We start from the raw sequence: 16,853 nt of genomic DNA on the forward strand, positions 1-16,853 counted from the left end.
GGCCTCGTCCGTTCAGGATGGATGTGATTTGCTCCCCATTGCGTGGGAGTGTCCGCAGCTCCGGCAGATGCGGCTCTCGACCGTCGTCACCAGGGTGACGCGACCATTCTTCAGCACCCAGGATCGCGCCGGTAGGTCGAGCAAGGCGTCGGCGACACTGAGTGTGTCGAGGACCACGATGTCGGCGCGCTTGCCGACGGCGAGACCGTAAGTTTCCGAGATGCCGACGGCGCGCGCGGCGTTGACCGTGCCCATCTTGAGGATCTCGGCCTGGTGCTCAGGCGTACCGAACTGAACGAGATGGGCGAGCAAATTGCCGATCTGGAGAGGATCCGCCTTGCCGAAGGGTGTGAAGGCGTTTCGGATATTATTTGAAGAATAGGCGACGTTGACGCCCGCCGCATGGAGAGTTCGTACCGGAGTGAGCCCTCGTCGCGGTTTCGCCTCATCCTTGCGGCCGCCGAGATAGACATCGGTCGCCGGCAGGGTGATGATATGAATATCGGCTTCCCGGAGGGCGTCGACGACGGGCTTTGCCTCCTCCGGATCCAGCGCACCCATGCTCGTAACATGGCCGAGGGCGACGCGGCCCTGGTAGCCCGTGGCGATGGTCTTCTCGGCGATGTAGCGGGCGGTGGCGAACCGGGCGTCGCGGGTGTCATCGGCAAAGTCGACGTGCATATCGATAGGCAAGTCGCGCTTCATCGCGATGTCAAAGACGCGGTCGATATGACTGCGCGTATCTTCGGGCGTGAGCTCGTTATAGGGGCACCCCCCGACGACATCGGCGCCAGCATCAAGCGCCTGCTCCATCAGTTCGACCACTCCTGGCGTCTTAAGAATGCCCTCCTGCGGAAAGGCGACGATCTGCAGGTCGATCAGATCACGGTATTCCTCGCGGAGTTCCAGGGCGGTTTCGACACCGATCAGGCCCTGGATCGGATCAACGTCGGGATGCGCTCGGATCAGGGTCGTGCCGTTGCGGATCGCCATGTCGAGCACGCGGCGCGAGCGCTCCAAAACATCGTCGCGCTCCTGCTTTGCCTTCAGGATACCCGTGACGCGGATCGCCTCCTCAAGAGTGCCTGTGCGGGCGGGCAGACGCCGGTGCAGGAAAGCCTTGTCGAGATGCAGGTGGGGCTCAACAAAGCCGGGTAAGGCGGCGCGGCCAGCGGCGTCGATCTCCTGGTCAGCCGTCTCCGGGATCTTTTCCGCAATCTCGACGATACGGCCAGCCTCAATGCCGATGTCGACGAGGGGCCTTTCGTCATCGATGCGGACCCGGCGTATGACGATATCCATGGCGCGCCTCGCCCCGTAGCTTATCCGCCTCGCTGACCGGTGCGGATCACTTCCGAGTTGCACCATGACTGCCGAGCAGCATGGGAACAATCGGCGATTTCCGGGTTCGGGCTCGGATTAATCCGAGCTGCAGCGCAGCATCAGGCGAGGCCGCGGGCCAGGGCATAGCGCACAAGATCGGCCGTGGTCCCTGCATCAAGCTTGATCAGCAGATTGCTCTTGTGCGTGCTCACGGTCTTGATGCTCAGGTCGAGCTCACGCGCAATTGTCGAGACGGAAAGGCCGGCGACGAGTCGATCGAAGATTTGGCGCTCGCGCGGCGTCAGGGCCGTATGCGGCAGCTCCGGTTCGAGCATCTGCCGGATTAGCGCCTGGGAGGCGCTGGGGCTGACGACGCGTTCGCCGGCCGCTGCCTTGCGGATCGTTTCGATCAGTTGGTCCGAGGCACTGGCCTTGGTGACGTAGCCTGCGGCTCCTGCCTTCAGGGCCTCGATCACGTATTGTCGCTCATCGTGCATGCTCAGCACGACGACGCGCATGGATCCGGCAGCAGCGACGTCGCGTACGAGTGCGATGCCGCTGCGACCGGGCATCGAGAGGTCGAGTAGAACGACGTCGCAGCTGAGAGCTCCGAGCCGTTCGACGAGGCCATCGCCCGTCGTGGCCTCGCCGACGATCTCGAAATCGGCCTGCTCGGCGAGGATCTGCTTCAGCCCCTCGCGAAAGATCGCATGATCGTCAGCAATGAACAGACGAATCATCGCGCGGCCTTCCGTCGATTTTCGCGTTCGAGCGGCAGGCGAACGCGAATCGTAGTGCCCGCGCCGGCCTTGCTGTCAATGGCGAGTCTGCCGCCGAGGAGGCGTGCTCGCTCCCGCATCCCAGCCAAACCGAGCCGCCCGCTGGTGGAGGCGGACCGGTCGATCCCACGCCCATTATCCGAGACTTCGATGAGCAAGGCACTGCCGTGGTTGCGCGCACGCACCTCGATAGCTGTGGCCGCGCCGTGGCGCAGGACGTTGGTCAGGGCCTCTTGAACGATCCGAAAGGCGGCGGTGCTGACATCCGGCTGGTAGATCGTCTCCTCGTCGAACAGGAGCGTGATCGGAAGTCCACTGCGCTCCGCCATGGTCTGAGTCAGCCATTCGATGGCCGCACGCAAACCGAGTTCGTCCAGGATCAGAGGTCTCAACTCGGTGGCGATGCGACGCAGATCGATTACGGATCGATCGGCAATGGCGATGAGGCGCTCGATCCGGGTCGATACCAGGGCAGGTTCGTTCAGCCTGTCCCTCATCCAAGCCAAGTCCATCTTGATCGCGGTCAGCGTCTGGCCGAGTTCATCGTGGAGTTCGCGGGCGATGCGGGCGCGCTCCTGCTCACGCGCCCGCTGCTCGAATTCCGAAAGCTTCCGGAGCTGCTCGCGTGAGGCGATCAACTCGGCCTCTGCCGCCTTACGTTTCGTGATGTCACGCGAAATTCCGACAGTGCCGACGATGTGGCTGCGCGCGTCCCGGATCGGCGACTTGATGGTGTCGTACCAGCGCAGCGTTCCGTCTGGGCCGCGCCGCGCTTCCTCGTAGCGCCGGCGCTTGCCGCTGCGCAGTACGGCGCGGTCGGTCCTGAGATAGATTTCGGCGATATCCGCTGGCCAGATCTCCTCGGGACGTCGTCCGACCACCTCGGCTTCGCTCACGCCGAGAACATCGAGATAGGTGGCGCTCACTGCAAGGTAGCGCGATTCGCGATCCTTCAGCCACGCCATGTCGGGGATGTTGTCGAGCAGTGCGCGCTCCAAATGTCCATTGCGGCCCGCGGCGATAGGCATGGTTGAGAACTCGGCAGCCCGCGCTTGTTGTACTCGCAGCAAGCCGTGCGGACCAGCAAGACGGTTTGCTCACGGGCCCGAGAGTCCGGAAAAGAGATTGCGGTCGTCACACCGGCGGTTGGGGATTCGGCCGCTTCGTCGACGGGGGAGGCTCGGGACGCGGTGGTGGAATTGCTCGCCGATTGGCGCGGCGGCGCCCTCGTGGTCAGCCATGATCGCGCGCTTTCAGAGGCTATGGGCAGAGGCTATGGGCTCGATCGTGGAACTCACGACATCGGGCGTGTACCGCCCGCGGATTGTGAGACACCGATCTGAAGCCTATGCGGCCAAGGCCGCGGGTGGAAGCTGCGCGGTGCGAATGGCGGCTGGTGGTCGGAACCCGTGCCGCTCGATCAGCCACGTCTTATTGTAGAGGTCGCGAAACGCCAGCAGCGCGCGGCGCAGGTCCTCGACCGTGTCGAAGTGCTTCACCCACAGCAGGTTCTCCTTGAGCGTGCGGATGAAGCGCTCGGCGCAGCCATTTCCTTCCGGCGCTCGCACGAAGGCGGGCGAACTTGCGATACCCAGGAACGCCAGCTCCGCCTGGAAATCGTCCGACATGTACTGGCTGCCGTGATCGTGCCGGACACTCAGGCCGGAGGCGATCTCGGCCGTAAAGCCGCCGAAGCGCTGCCGCACACCCTGGCGGATCGGCTCCAGCGCCTCAAAGCGCGTGGCCCGGCGCGCCGCATGGAGGCCCACGCATTCGGCCGAGCAGTGGTCGACGGCCACGAACACCGCGACCTGCCCCTCAGCCGTCCAGGTGGTGGTCAGATCAGTGCCCCACATCGTGTCCACCCTCTCCGGGACGATGGTGCCGTCGTGGTTGCGCGGGCCGCGCGGTGTGCCGACGCGAGAGGGGGCGAGCAGATCATGGGCGCGCATCAGGCGCAGCACGCGGCGTTTGGAGGTGCGCACGCCCTTGTGGCGCAGCCGCGCCCAGACCTTGCGGTGACCCTCGCCGTGAAAGGGGCTGTCCGTGAGGGTGGCGCGGATCTGCGTGAGTAGCGCCGCATCCGGCATCGGCCCGACCGGGCCGGGACGGCGCGACGGCTCGGGCCGGGCGGGTGAGAGGTGCCGGTGGACGGTGGCGCGCGACACGCGCCAGATCCGGCACACCCGGGCCAGTCCGTAAGCTTTGCCGCTGGCAGGCGAGACGGCCCGGCTCATAGCCGCGACCTCCTGCGGGCCAAAGGGCCGGGGCCGCGCGCCTCCAGGGCAGCGATCTTGGCCTCCAGCAACTCGCGCTCGATCAGCATCTCGCCGAGCTTGGCCTTCAGTCGCCCGCTCTCCAGCGCGTCCGCATCAAGGGACCGGGTGGAGAGACTGGCCTCGCCCGCCGTCAGGAAGGCGTCGCGCCAGCCCGACAAGGTCGCGGCCGTCACGCCTAAGCTGCGCGAGACGCTCTCCAGGTCCTCGCCGCGCAGCAGCCGCAGCACCGCATCCCGCTTGCGCTGCCGGGACATGCGCCCGCCGCGACCAGGACCGACTGCGCCTGCATCTGCCTTCGTATCCGAGCTCATCGTCCTCACCCCTGTCGCGGAGACCGTCCGCTAACGGGGTGTCTCAAGCAACCGGGAGGCGGAGGAGGCGTAAGCCGTCATGGGGGTGGCTGGAGACAACGCGCGGCGGACGCGTCGAGCGTCCGGCAAGGGGCGGTAAGAGCATGCTTACCTTCCGAACCCGCCTGCATGGAGCGGATCCTCGATCATCGGCCAGTCGCTACACTTGGCGCGCGTCGCGCCCTTCATCGGCCTGCTGGCATGGGCCCGTTGAGAGATAAGCGATGGGACAGTCAGAACACGATCCTGCCTTTGAGGATCGCCGCCCCTGGAACACAGACAGGGGACATGCCATTGTAAGCTGAGCGGTTATAGGACGAACCAAGATCAGTCGCCAATTTGTAAGGACGTAGCCCAAGACGCCGCTTCACAGTCATCCGGTGACGGGGAGAAGGTCGCACGGATCCGCTCGCATGACCGGGCAGCCAACCGATCTGAGTGCCGAACTACGGCCAAAACTTACTGCAATCGTGCCGCAAAATGAGCGCCGCGGATCTTTACGATGCTAGGATCTCTGCGATGCTACACGGTGCATAGCGCTCGCGAATCGCGCTTCACGCCTGCCGCGGATTCGGACCTGGTTCAAACATCTGTCTGTCTGTCTGAGTCTCTGCTGAACTCGCGGCAAGACGATGCGCCACACATATCGACAAAATCGCAATAGCTAATCCGGCGATAACGTCGACGAAATAATGCCCGCCGTCGATCGGCGTAGACGCTACGAGAAGGGTGTTCAAGACAAGAGCCGGCACCCTAGCTACGCTCACTTTCCAGAAAGCCCACAGAAAAAGAGCGCCTAAAGTGCCGTGGAAACTTGGGAATGTGATGATGCCCTCAATTTCATCCAAAGAAATGATTTTCAAAGTGCCGTCGCGCAAGCCCGTCAAATGCGCAACGTGAACGTATGAAGCGGCTGGCTGCAGATTTTGAAAATCCTTTGGAGTAAGATGTAGATAAACAAAATTGTCCATAGCTGGCATCAGAGCGGAAATTAATACTGTGATTGTGCCTGATACGACAAAAGCCAGCACGAATTTTCGCAGCGCGACTAGTCGTCCGCTGAAGCCGAGCAGCGTAACGACTAGCATTATCTGTAGCATCAGGCTCCTGTAGGCGAGGGTATAAGCGAACCCTAGCTGCGGATGGTCGTTGACGAAGACTAGGTAAGCCCGCCAATCGAGTCCAAGTGCCTGATCCCAAGCGTAAAATGTCGTGTCCCATAAGGGGCCGGCAGTGCTGGCAACCGCGTAAGACAAAGGTGCTGCGCAGGCACCGTATGCAATGATCTGCGCCAAAGCGCGGAGTGTGGCAGCGATACGCGGCTCGGGTCGCCGCGTCCGGTAGAAGAACGCTAGCGTCTCAAGGCCTACACACGCACAGGAGGTCAAGCCGGCGCCCTTCCACGCGAAGTTCAGCCCAGCAATTTTCATCCACAAGGCGGTCGCAATTGCGGTGGCAAAGATCAGAGGCCACGCGCCGCCACTCGATCTTGAACGATCAGCGCGCATCGCGACCGAAAGCGGGCTCTGGTCGATATGGTCGATCACCATCCCAAGGTCGCTCCAGAGGCGCTAACTTAGGAAGGACGCAAAGTGCGGTTACCGAAGCTAAGAAAAATAGCTCGGTCGCATTAATGTGCCCACCTCGCAATTTGTTAGCTGCGTTATGAGCTTCCATGCGCCAACCCTATGCGCCCATTGCGCCGCCACACTATCCACCTCGCATTAATCTTTCATTGCCGACGAGGACGCGTTTCGCGACTGAGCGGACGAGCGGCCGGGCCGCTCAAACTGCACGATGCGCTTCTCATGAACAGGCCGCCGGCGCAGTCCGCGGCCAAGTTCCGGCCGCGCGCCGCCTTTCATAACGCCACCCCTGCGCGTGGGCAGTCCCAAGCGCGACTACCCGCCTTCGGATCGCGACGCAGTACCTACCCTTCCACAATAAATTGTCTGTCGTCCGGCAAGCTCCGAGGCATAGTGCCAACCTGTATGCCAGCAACCCTATCGCTTAACCACCGCCGGAGCAAAGGCTCGACTACTCGCAAGGTATCGATCCAGCCAGCAAAGAAGCCACAAAAGCAATAACCGCCGCTATGTTGGCGTCCACTGGCGTAGGTGGCAGGTAGCTATGGCTGTGCACCTGTTAGTCGAATAGTTTACGATATAAATTGGATAGCTAATGGCTCCCGGTTTGCGGCACATAGGGATCAGAAGTGGGCCGATCCGAGCGCCAGCCCCGACATAGACAATCAGTGGCAATAGATAAATTGCCGCCTTGAGCTGAATGCCGACCTTCCTGATCGACCACGCAAGCAGCGCAGCCAAGTGTCAGTGGGCGTTGAATACTCCCTGATTGTGGGGACCGAAAATTCCCTGGTTGGTGCCCTGGCCTGAGTGCGCGGCGGGCACCCCGCGTCCCCGGGCTTATCCATCCTCCGCCATCATGCCCGCCGATGCGTATCGGCCGGGAGCGACGAGGATGGTCCTGCTGGGAGAACTCCTCATGATCCTCGACCTGCACCGCCAGGGTCTGTCGATCACCGCCATCGCCCGCCGGACCGGGCGCGATCCAAAGACCGTCCGCAAGTACATCGCGCGCGGCCTCGAACCGCCCGCCTACGGTCCACGCCAAGCCGGACGCCCGAGCAAGCTCGCCCCCTACCTCGTCTATCTGCGCGAGCGCGTCGCCGCCTTTCCTGATCTCAGCGCCGTGCGCCTGACCCGCGAGCTGCGGGAGCGCGGCTATACGGGGGACTACACCGCCGTAAAGCGGTTCGTGGCCGCGATCCGGCCGCCCGAGGCCCAGCCCTACGAGGTTCGCTTCGAGACGCCCGCCGGCCAGCAGGCGCAGGTCGACTTCGCCCGCTTCGAGGTCTCCTTCACGGACACACCGGGCGCGACCTGCATCGTCTGGCTGTTCTCGCTCGTGCTCGGCCATTCCCGGCATATCGAGGCACGCTTTGTCCTGCATCAGGACCTGCAGACCCTGCTGCGCTGTCACATCCAGGCGTTTGCCGCGATGGGCGGCGTGCCGATCGAGATCCTCTACGACCGCATGAAGACCGCGGTCACCGGCGAGGAAGCGGACGGCCACATCGTCTACAACCGATCCCTGCTGGCGCTGGCCAAACACTACGGCTTCCTGCCGCGTGCCTGCCGCCCCTACAGGGCCAAAACCAAGGGTAAGGTCGAGCGGCCGTTCTCCTACATCCGCCAGGACTTCTTCCTGGCCCGCTCATTCCGCAACCTTGACGACCTGAACCTCCAGCTCAAGGTCTGGCTCGACACCGTCGCCAACGTTCGCCTGCACGGCACCACGCAGCGGATCGTCTCGGAGGCCTTCGCCGCCGAGAAGCCCGAGTTGCAGCCGCTGCCGGCCGTGCCCTTCAATGCCCTGCTCAAGCTGGAACGGCGCGTCAGCCATGACGGCCTCGTCTCGATCGGCGGCAACTACTACAGCGTGCCGGACCGGACGCGGCGGGTCGTCGAGGTGCACCAGCTGCCCGACACGATCCGTATCCTCGACGGCGGCCGGCTCGTGGCGAGCCACCCGATCCTGGAGGGCCGGCGACAGTACCGCGTCGATCCCGACCATCGACAAGGCGCGGCCGCTCGGGCCATGCGGCACGGCCATCCCGACAGCCTGACGATCGGTTGCCGGGGCGATCACGTCGCCCGGCGCTCGCTGTCGGTCTACCAGGCCGTCGGCGAGCGGCTCGCCGCCGGGATCGAGGGCCGGTCATGACCCGCGCCGCCCCCTCCCATGCCACCACGACCCTGGACAGCATCAAGCGCAGCTTGGTCGGCCTGCGCATGCCGCGCGCCCTGGAAGTCCTCGACGCCGCGATCCGGCGCATCGAACAGGGTGAGATCGACGGCATCTCTGCCCTCGACGAGATCCTGACCGAAGAACTGACGTTGCGCGAGAACCGCCGGGTGAAGACCGCCCTGCTCGTGGCACGCCTGACCACGATCAAGACGCTGTCGGGCTTCGACTTCGCTTTCCAGCCCTCCCTCGACCGGGAGCGGATCATGGCGCTGGCGGAACTGACCTTCATCGATCGGGCCGAGGTCGTCCATCTCCTCGGCCCGCCCGGCACCGGCAAGAGCCATCTCGCCACGGCGCTTGCCGTCGAGGCGGTAAAGGCCGGGCGCAGCGTCGTGTTCTCGACGCTGGCTGATCTGATCGCTTCGCTGGCCAAAGCTGAGCGCGACGGCGCGTTGCGCGAGCGGATCCGCTACCTCAGTCGGGCCTCCCTCTTGGTGGTGGACGAGATCGGGTACCTTCCCGTCGTTCCGGGTGGGGGCAACCTGTTCTTCCAGCTCGTCAACGCGCGCTACGAGAAGGGCGCGATGATCCTGACCTCGAACCGCGGCTTTGCCGAATGGGGAGAGGTATTTGGCGATCCCGTGGTGGCCACGGCTCTGCTGGACCGCCTGCTTCATCACGCCGTCGTCGTTCAGATCGAAGGAGCGAGCTACCGGCTGCGCCAGCATGGCGAACTTGTGCCCGAGCACGTCCGCTCGAAGGCACTCATCACCCCACCGCCCCCTCCACGCCGCCGTGGCCGGCCACCAAAGAGCGCGACCCTCGATCACAGCGCCGGCTGATCACCGTCGACCACCAAACCCGCCGATCAGGGAATTTTCGATGCCCATAATTGCGGAGACTTCGGTGCCCGTTGACAGCCAAGATCGGAGCGACGAGAACACCGTCGCGGTTCGAGATGATCGGCAGACGCTGAATCAGGACTTCGCATGCGAACGGATAAAACGCACGAATCGGACCGAACCGCACTCCTATCTGCATCGACCCGCCATCAAGAGTGCGCGTCGTCAATCCAGCTCAGATCGTGATGTAAGCTGCAGTGCCAATCAGGACGATGAGTCCGGGGGTGCGCAGCCGCGAGGCCAAGAGCGAGAGCGAGGCTTACGAGCATCTCCTGCACTAGGGACCAAAGCGGCGGATTGGCGCCAGACGCTTCTGGATAGGCCGTTAGCGGCGACCCTGAGGGTAGCAGCGAGTATTGAGCACGGTGGTCAGCAACGCGGCGCTGAGAGTTATGTCGCCGATCGTCAATGCCGGGACAGGTAGGACAACACCAAGCACGGCGCCGAACACCGCGAGAGGCATCAGCCGGACTGCACGCCGGCTCATGAAGCGCCAGACGTGGCGATCCTGTCCCGTTCGTCCTGCATATGAATGAGCAATTATAAGTCCGGAGCGACAAAAGAAGAAATCCACCGCGAAAAAAGCATTCGACGGAACATAGAAGGTCCTTCAGCTGTAAATAACATCAAGCCAAACGACAAGAACTGAGGCGATGCCGCGCGTGCCTTCCAATAGGTCGAAGCGCCCTGTCGCTCGCGGCACTTCGGCATCGTTAATTTGTATGAACACGGACTACTTTGCTGTATGCAATCGGCTGCCTCGTGCCACAACTGCGTTGACGAGAACCTAAATTATAGAATCATTCGCCAATGTGGTTTCGCGTTAGTTCCAAATCTTCGGTCGTAATGACAGTCCGGCGCAGTCATCCGCTGCAAGGCCGTCATCCAGTCTCCGAACTGCTGAGAAGGGAGGCGGCGGCTGCCTCAGCCAGCTGCCGCGCCGCTCCTGAGCCTGCTCAGGGTTAGTACGCCATATTAAACTTCCGAGAGGGTGACTCAGCTAAGCTTTCGCCATGGAGCACCTTGCATGACCACAACGACACAACGTATCCCGCGCCTGCCGCTCGCCATCGGCTTGATAATCTCGCTGGTGTCTTGGCTGTTTTGCCGTCCTTGGGATACAAAAGGTTGGCTGGTCGGAGCGCCATTTGGGCACGATTTTATCAATTTTTGGATGGCGCCCCGGCTTCTAATCGCAGGCCGCGGGAACATTCTGGTCGACCTGCCGGCTTACGCAAGCGAGGTCCGCGCCACGTTCCATCTGTCGCACGACCCGGGATTCGTATTCGTATACCCGCCGCATGCGGCATTATTGCTGATCCCGTTCGCGTGTTTACCATTCGTCATCGCGATTGTGGCATGGACTATCGCAAACATCCTATCTTTGTGGTTTGTGGCGCGTCTTTGTGGCATGCGGGGGTGGATAATCGCAGCCGTCTGCTTGAGCCCGCCGGCCGCAGCAATGGTAATTTACGGCCACTTCGGCGGCTTCCTAGCTATCGCGGCAACGGTCGCGGTCGTCGAGAGCCGCCGTCGTCCCTGGTGCGCCGGTCTGTGCCTGGCGCTCCTTTCGGTGAAACCTCAGTTCGCCCTCGCCTTAGGACTGATCCTCATCTGCGCCGGGCGGTGGCGCTGGCTTCCGGCTGCGGCGCTTGGCACCGCAGTCCTCGTTTGTGTATCCGCTGCAGTCTTTGGTGTTGAGGCTTGGAGACAATTTGTAGCCGTGACAATGCCGATGCAGAGCGCCTTCGTTACCGAATTTCGCGCAGGGGCGATCCACCCCTCCGTTTCGCCGTACTTCTCTCTGCGGTTGTTGGATATACCCGTGGGATTAGTTTGGGCAATCCAGGGCAGTGTCAGCATCCTCGCTCTGCTTACGGGGGTGCTCGTGCTGCGGCGTGCTGCAGACGGGCTCGCCCAGCTTCTCATTGTGCTTCTCGCCGCGCTGGTGGCGCAGCCGTATGTTGCCCACTACGATCTAGCAATCGCAGCGCCAGCCTTCACTTTTATAGCCTTGTCCACCGCATCATCTCCGTTGCTTTTAGCCGCTTGGCTCCTTGTCCCACTTGTGCGCATCTTTTACTTCCTTGATCTGCCCGTCCTGGGCCTGATCGTACCTGGGGCGCTATTTGCCCAGGCCGCGCGCCTCCTCGGGCCGCAGAGAGTTCCGGCTAGCCAATTGAGGTCGGCGATTGCCGCTGCTTCGGGGTGTTTGATCCCGCACTCTCGTGAACTGCAGGAACGGTAATCGAGCCCGTACCATGAGCGGCAACGTGATCTCGGTTAACCACTTCTCAGTTAAGCCTTCTCAGAGTTGCTATGGCACTGGAGCGAGCGGCATGCCGACATTGACCCTGCAGAGGAGGCAGTTCGCCATCGTCGCGCTCGGCGCAATTGTTTCGGCGGCTTCGTGGCTTGCAGTCAGGCCGTGGGACATACACCGCTTCATGATCGGAGCTCCCTTCGGACGAGACTACGTAAATTTCTGGATGGCACCTCGGCTCGCAATAACGGGTTCGGCTGCTACGTTGGTGGATATCCCCGCATATAATAACTTAATAAAAATTTTGTTCAGCCTCAATCACGATCCGGGATTGCTGTTTGTTTATCCGCCTCACTCGTTATTATTCCTCGTAGCGATTGCGCAACTTCCGTTCGCCGTTGCGGTTTCGATGTGGACGTCCATAAATTTGGCGGCCCTGATTGTTACGCTGCGGTTAATCCAAGGAAGATTGTGTCCGGTGCTTGTGATGGCGGTGTGTCTGTCGCCGCCTTCGGTAGCCATGATCATGTACGGTCATATGGCAGGATTATTGGCGCTATGCTCGACTGTGACGATCATGGCAGCGAATTCACGTCCGCGGCTCGCAGGTTTCTGCCTTGCATGTCTCACGATCAAGCCGCAGTACGCGGGCGCTCTAGGTTTAATTCTACTCCTGTCCGGCCAGTGGCGCTGCCTGGGCTGGGCTGCAATCGTCACCGCGATGCTGTTTGGTTTATCGGTTCTTTTGTTCGGCTCAGAGATCTGGTTGAAATTCGTTGAGATCACAATGCCGCTCCAGAGTTCGTTCATAACGGATTTCAAGGCTGGGATGATTTCGACATCATTTTCATCTTATTTCGGGGCGCGTCTTTGCAATTTACCTGCTTGGCTCGCCTGGTGCATACAGGCGGCCGTGGCATCCATCGCGCTTTTTGCCGCCGTAAAAGCAGCGCGTTGCGAGCCGCAAACATCTAAGACGCTTCTCGTGATACTTCTTGGAGCTCTGGCGATGCAGCCTTATGCATCCCACTATGATCTTGCCCTTATTGCGCCGGCGATGACAACGGTTGTTCTCGATGGCGAGGTTCAAGCGGATCCGTTTACGGTGGGTACTTGGATCCTAGCCCCTTTTGCGCCAGTTCTCTTCGTCCTCCAGCTTCCAATCTTATGTGTCATCGTGCCATTGGCGCTGATCACACAGTCGTTACGCATGCTAGATCGCCAGAAATCGTTCGGCCGCACCCCCGCTATACGGCCTCTTGCTGCCTACGTGCGCACTTCTTCTTAGCCAAGGTTTCGTTTGATGGCACATTTCCTCGTCACCGGCGGCTCAGGGTTCCTAGGTTCACTCCTAGTGCGTCGCCTATTAGGTGACGGACACACTGTCACTAGCATCGACCTGCTACCAAGCAACGCCGAGCACCCAAATTTGCGTGCTGTGGTGGGCGACATCCGTGATCGTTCGAGACTTAGCTTGCTATTGCCGGGGATCGATACCGTATTCCATTGCGCAGCGCTGCTTGCTCATGGCTCACTCAAGCCTGCCGAGCTGTGGTCGAACAACGTTGACGGAACACGAGCGCTGGCCCAGGAAACTGTGGCGGCAGGTGTTCCTAAACTGGTCTATATCTCTAGTAATTGTCTTTGGGGACACGGTTTTGATCGACCCGTCCGCGAGGATGATCCGCCTGCTCCGTGCGAAATTTACGGTGCAAGCAAATGGGAGTGCGAAAAAGTACTGTCCGATTATGCCAAAGACTTGGAGGTTGTGATATTGCGCTCGCCCACGATCGTCGACGAGGGTCGGCTTGGGCTCCTGGCTATTTTGTTCGAGTTTATCGCGGAGGGTCGGCGCGTCTGGATGGTAGGGCAAGGAACGAACCGCTACCAGTTTGTCTATGCGCAAGACTTGATTGAGGCGATGCTAATGGCTTGGCGCCGTGGTGCTACCGGGACGTTTGGTATCGGGGCCGATGACGTCGGAACAATGCGTGAAACGTTCGAGCATGTTATCGCTCGTGCGGGGACTGGTGCAAGAACTGCCTGCATGCCACTGCGGCCAGCTCTCTTCGCGATGCGGGTCGCCCATACCCTCAGGATATCCCCTCTCGGCCCCTATCATTATCGGATGATCGGCAGCAATTTTGTCTTTGACACCCGGCGGATAAAGGCCGCCCTGGGCTGGAGTCCGACTCTTACAAACCGGGATATGCTTTTGTCCGCTTACCGGTATTACGCAACCAACCGTTCCGAGATCGCGGTGCGGCACGGCGTATCCGCCCATCGCCGTTCGGCTGACATGGGTGTAATTAGAGTTCTTAAATGGATTTCATGACCCAACGCAACCTGTCATATTTTGATGCTCTCGACTCGGCAGGACTGGATGTGGCAAGTAGCGTGCCGTAAACTGAGATGCGGCACGTCTTTGACTTATCGTAAGCGCTGTCTGGACGGCACTTTCCGGCAGGCGGTGTGAAGGCGACATACGGAGCGGAGTGGGAGCTCCGTCACATGTCGATGTCCGGGCGTAAGCGCTTGGCGAGCGGCCCGGTTGATCAGGCGGCCTGAGCACCAGCGGCGACCGGCGACCAGTTCCAGGGCAGGAGTTCGGCCAGGCGTTTGGCCGGATGATCGGCGAGGCGGGTGAGCACGTCGCGCAGGTAGGCCTCCGGATCCAGGCCATTGAGCTTTGCGAGAGTTCTGTATCCAGGTTCAGAATCTCATTGCGCAAGGCGCCCGTCGGCGAGTGCCTACCTAACACCCGGTCCCGTCACGCGAGCGCATGCGCAAATGGGCCATCGGCCGGTCCCAGAGTTGTCCGATCTCCTAGAACGCTTCGGGCCGAGGCGATGATCTGGATGGTCTGGCGACGATCACATGCGGTGCGTGCCATTATCTCTAGGTCGCGCAGGTAAGAAATCACTAGATCCCTGGGAACATGATCCGCGTTCAGAGCAGCGCCTACCCTTGAGGAAACGTTGCGCTCAAGTTCGGCCCAGAATTCGGCCGGAAGCGGCATTTGCTGTGCCATGAGGCGTCTCCGTTACAGGATGTCAGATCCTTCTGAAACACCCAAGCACGTTGTTCTTGGAGCCGTAAAGGCGAACGGTAGCAAAGCTGTCCGTGGGCGTACCGCCGGCGAGGATGCTCGGTGGATGAATTCGTATCGGCGGTTTCGGAACCCGGCGGGACGATCAGGGCTGTAGCGCTGCCGACAGGTTTGATCGCGCGGAGCAGCGCCTGCGGTAGCAGGGCCGCAATCGATGCGAGTATCTTCGCACCGATCCCGCTGGTCAGCGGCGGATGGGCGCCGCCGAAGCTCGGATCCGTCGCAGCGCCGACCACGGAGACGGCAGCGAACCCGCAGACGGCCCCGTACAATCGGCCGACTGCGATGTTCCAAGGCCAAGCGCTCGCCAGGTCGTGAAGCTAGGCCTGCCTTAGGCTCGCCGGACCGCGGCTGGGCAGCAGCGGCGGCTCACCAAAGCCGATCAAGACTGCCCCGACCAGAGCTGGGAACAGCGCGGTCAGCGCAGCCTCGAATGGATCCGTCGTTCCGTGTCCGCCCGCCAGTGTCTAAGCTTCCGTCGCCCGCGCCCGGATCCTGATGGATCGGCAGCGGCAGCTTTGTGTCGAGTTGCCGCGCCAAGCGCGTGCTCAGCACTGCGGCGTCCCGCAGGCCCCTGAGCATTGGCACTGGGCAGGACAGACTCAGCCCCTGCACGTGTGGCCAGAGTTTGCTGTAACCGATCCCGGCACCGTCCTGCACGGCCAGGGCCACGCCGCCCGTGCCGTCGGTCCGAATGCGCACCGCGACGCTGCGCACGGCCCGCAGGGGAATGTCGACCGTGGCCGGCAACGCGATGCCGTGGCAGATGACGAGGCGCAGGTCGGTCAGCGTATAGGTGGTGCTCCGCGCCAGCACCCACGCAAAATAGGTGACAATGCCCATCAGGACGGTGCCCTGCACCAGCAGCGCTGCGGCGTCGAACACCTCCGGCGGCTGCGCTCCCCTGACACAGGCGATCAGGACCAGCTTCCAGGCCAGCAATCCGGCGAAATAGGCCGCGAGCCAGCGCACCTTGAGGAGATGGCGGCGCAGGGCTGGCATCTCGGGATGGCCCTGCCACAACATCCGCTCGCCCGGCTCCAGGCGGAAGCCGACGGGACGCGGCTCGCCTGTTCCATCCACTCTGGCCCGACGATGTCCTGGTCTCATCACGCCGTCCGCCTCCGACCAAACAGCCTTCGCAGGCACAGATCTGGATGCCGGAATAACCGGTCCAGCGGGCGGGCAGGCTCTGGCCCCAATCGTAGAAGGCGCGCGAGTTGTGGCAGTAGGTGCAGTTAACCCCGAGCCCAGCCGACATCTGCATCATATACTCGTAGAGGCACTTGACCACGACCTGATCGGCGACTGGGCCGTTGGGAGGCGCCGTGTAGGATTGAGCGAGACCGGGCGTGTCCTGCAGGATGTAAAGTTCCTAGCCGGCATTGGGAAAGAACTGGCGCACGCTGTCGCCGGCCTCGTTCCAGTTCTCCGGCTTGTCCATTTGGGCCCCCTGCGGATGGGGCGGACGGGTGAACCAGATCTCGGCCGGGACCGGCTGACCACGGTGGCAGGACCAGCAGGTCACGCCGGCTTGGCCGACATGCTTTGTCCAGTCCGCGTTGACGTGGCGGACCATGCGCATCATGTCGCGCGCGGCCGCCTTGGTGGGCTTCTCGTCCGAGGCGAAATCACTGCCCGAATGGCAGAAGGTGCAGCCCTGCTGCGGGGCAACCCAGTTTGTGATCGCCTGCTGCAGCTGCATGAACTGGCCGGCATTCAGGTCGGTGAGGACGGTGACGTTCTTGAAGGCGTCCGTGACGGGGCGCGCATCCTCAACGAGCGGCGGGTTCGCGGGTGGCGGACCGTTGCGAGTCTGGAACAGCGGGCTGCTAGTCGGCGCGTACTGGACCAGAGACGGGCCGTTCGGCCCGACCTGCGTGCCCGCCACGGGCAAGTTCCAGGTGGGCACGAACAGGGTGAAGAGGCCGGCGCAGACGAGGCCGACGGCGAGAAGGGGAGGGCCGATCCTCATCGGCCTTGCACCTTGTCAAGCATGCGCTTGAAGGCTTCGGGCGGCGGCGCGGCGGGCAGGTCCGGAGCGGGCCGATACTGGGGCGCGAGGCCGTTCTTGATG

The 16,853-nt window shown here is 62.1% G+C and carries 12 protein-coding genes and 2 pseudogenes; 5 read left to right on the top strand and 9 right to left on the bottom strand.

The annotated features are described in order from the left end of the window. Positions 1-12: 12 nt before the first annotated feature. From ACYCO6_RS04365 to ACYCO6_RS04385, 5 genes are all read right to left on the bottom strand, one after another. Complete coding sequence (locus ACYCO6_RS04365) at positions 13-1,302, bottom strand: amidohydrolase family protein (RefSeq protein WP_459769648.1); 1,290 nt, start codon at positions 1,300-1,302, stop codon at positions 13-15. Positions 1,303-1,442: 140 nt separating this feature from the next. Continuing rightward, positions 1,443-2,063, bottom strand: a complete 621-nt coding sequence (locus tag ACYCO6_RS04370) for a response regulator transcription factor (RefSeq protein WP_459769651.1) — start codon at positions 2,061-2,063, stop codon at positions 1,443-1,445. Next, on the bottom strand, positions 2,060-3,130 hold the full coding sequence (locus ACYCO6_RS04375; RefSeq protein ID WP_459769654.1) for a PAS domain-containing sensor histidine kinase: 1,071 nt from the start codon (positions 3,128-3,130) through the stop codon (positions 2,060-2,062). The genes ACYCO6_RS04370 and ACYCO6_RS04375 overlap by 4 nt, the downstream gene beginning before the upstream one ends. A gap of 318 nt (positions 3,131-3,448) precedes the next feature. After that, positions 3,449-4,692 (bottom strand): IS3 family transposase gene (locus ACYCO6_RS04380; RefSeq protein WP_459761871.1). Its coding sequence is split into 2 segments (ribosomal slippage): positions 3,449-4,368 and positions 4,368-4,692, totalling 1,245 coding nucleotides; the frame shifts between segments, so codons are not numbered across the junction. A gap of 593 nt (positions 4,693-5,285) precedes the next feature. Continuing rightward, complete coding sequence (locus ACYCO6_RS04385) at positions 5,286-6,281, bottom strand: phosphatase PAP2 family protein (RefSeq protein ID WP_459769657.1); 996 nt, start codon at positions 6,279-6,281, stop codon at positions 5,286-5,288. Positions 6,282-7,212: 931 nt separating this feature from the next. Here ACYCO6_RS04385 and istA point away from each other — a divergent pair. The 5 genes from istA (at position 7,213) to ACYCO6_RS04410 (ending at position 14,002) form a co-directional block, all read left to right on the top strand. After that, on the top strand, positions 7,213-8,478 hold the full coding sequence (gene istA, locus ACYCO6_RS04390; RefSeq protein ID WP_459761958.1) for an IS21 family transposase: 1,266 nt from the start codon (positions 7,213-7,215) through the stop codon (positions 8,476-8,478). Beyond that, complete coding sequence (istB, locus tag ACYCO6_RS04395; RefSeq protein WP_459761956.1) at positions 8,475-9,344, top strand: IS21-like element helper ATPase IstB; 870 nt, start codon at positions 8,475-8,477, stop codon at positions 9,342-9,344. The genes istA and istB overlap by 4 nt, the downstream gene beginning before the upstream one ends. A gap of 1,087 nt (positions 9,345-10,431) precedes the next feature. Then, complete coding sequence (locus ACYCO6_RS04400) at positions 10,432-11,652, top strand: glycosyltransferase family 87 protein (RefSeq protein ID WP_459769659.1); 1,221 nt, start codon at positions 10,432-10,434, stop codon at positions 11,650-11,652. 13 nt (positions 11,653-11,665) lie between these two features. Further along, a complete protein-coding gene (locus tag ACYCO6_RS04405) occupies positions 11,666-12,955 on the top strand; it encodes a glycosyltransferase family 87 protein (RefSeq protein ID WP_459769662.1) in 1,290 nt (429 codons plus the stop codon). A gap of 15 nt (positions 12,956-12,970) precedes the next feature. Continuing rightward, a complete protein-coding gene (locus tag ACYCO6_RS04410) occupies positions 12,971-14,002 on the top strand; it encodes an NAD-dependent epimerase/dehydratase family protein (RefSeq protein WP_459769663.1) in 1,032 nt (343 codons plus the stop codon). A gap of 220 nt (positions 14,003-14,222) precedes the next feature. Here the strand turns inward: ACYCO6_RS04410 and ACYCO6_RS04415 are convergent. From ACYCO6_RS04415 to pufC, 4 genes and pseudogenes are all read right to left on the bottom strand, one after another. Next, positions 14,223-14,360, bottom strand: a pseudogene (locus tag ACYCO6_RS04415) (transposase domain-containing protein); the annotation flags it as partial. A gap of 77 nt (positions 14,361-14,437) precedes the next feature. After that, positions 14,438-14,698 (bottom strand): hypothetical protein, encoded by a 261-nt coding sequence (locus tag ACYCO6_RS04420; protein WP_459769666.1) that lies wholly within the window; start codon positions 14,696-14,698, stop codon positions 14,438-14,440. A gap of 447 nt (positions 14,699-15,145) precedes the next feature. Then, the gene (puhB, locus tag ACYCO6_RS04425; protein WP_459769669.1) at positions 15,146-15,886 is read right to left on the bottom strand and encodes a photosynthetic complex putative assembly protein PuhB; all 741 of its coding nucleotides are present in this window, start codon (positions 15,884-15,886) and stop codon (positions 15,146-15,148) included. A 52-nt stretch (positions 15,887-15,938) separates the two neighbouring features. Then, a pseudogene (gene pufC / locus ACYCO6_RS04430) lies at positions 15,939-16,751 on the bottom strand (photosynthetic reaction center cytochrome PufC); the annotation flags it as partial. Positions 16,752-16,853 lie beyond the last annotated feature (102 nt).

It is taken from the genome of Methylobacterium sp. CM6257 (assembly GCF_054611515.1).

Bases quoted from the DNA above. Each gene is read 5' to 3' on its own strand.
- ACYCO6_RS04410 (WP_459769663.1), top strand. From the start codon at position 12,971: ATGGCACATTTCCTCGTCACCGGCGGCTCAGGGTTCCTAGGTTCACTC.
- ACYCO6_RS04385 (WP_459769657.1), bottom strand. From the start codon at position 6,281: ATGGTGATCGACCATATCGACCAGAGCCCGCTTTCGGTCGCGATGCGC.
- ACYCO6_RS04400 (WP_459769659.1), top strand. From the start codon at position 10,432: ATGACCACAACGACACAACGTATCCCGCGCCTGCCGCTCGCCATCGGC.
- ACYCO6_RS04375 (WP_459769654.1), bottom strand. From the start codon at position 3,130: ATGCCTATCGCCGCGGGCCGCAATGGACATTTGGAGCGCGCACTGCTC.
- ACYCO6_RS04405 (WP_459769662.1), top strand. From the start codon at position 11,666: ATGAGCGGCAACGTGATCTCGGTTAACCACTTCTCAGTTAAGCCTTCT.
- ACYCO6_RS04370 (WP_459769651.1), bottom strand. From the start codon at position 2,063: ATGATTCGTCTGTTCATTGCTGACGATCATGCGATCTTTCGCGAGGGG.
- ACYCO6_RS04420 (WP_459769666.1), bottom strand. From the start codon at position 14,698: ATGGCACAGCAAATGCCGCTTCCGGCCGAATTCTGGGCCGAACTTGAG.
- istA (WP_459761958.1), top strand. From the start codon at position 7,213: ATGGTCCTGCTGGGAGAACTCCTCATGATCCTCGACCTGCACCGCCAG.
- puhB (WP_459769669.1), bottom strand. From the start codon at position 15,886: ATGAGACCAGGACATCGTCGGGCCAGAGTGGATGGAACAGGCGAGCCG.
- ACYCO6_RS04365 (WP_459769648.1), bottom strand. From the start codon at position 1,302: ATGGATATCGTCATACGCCGGGTCCGCATCGATGACGAAAGGCCCCTC.
- istB (WP_459761956.1), top strand. From the start codon at position 8,475: ATGACCCGCGCCGCCCCCTCCCATGCCACCACGACCCTGGACAGCATC.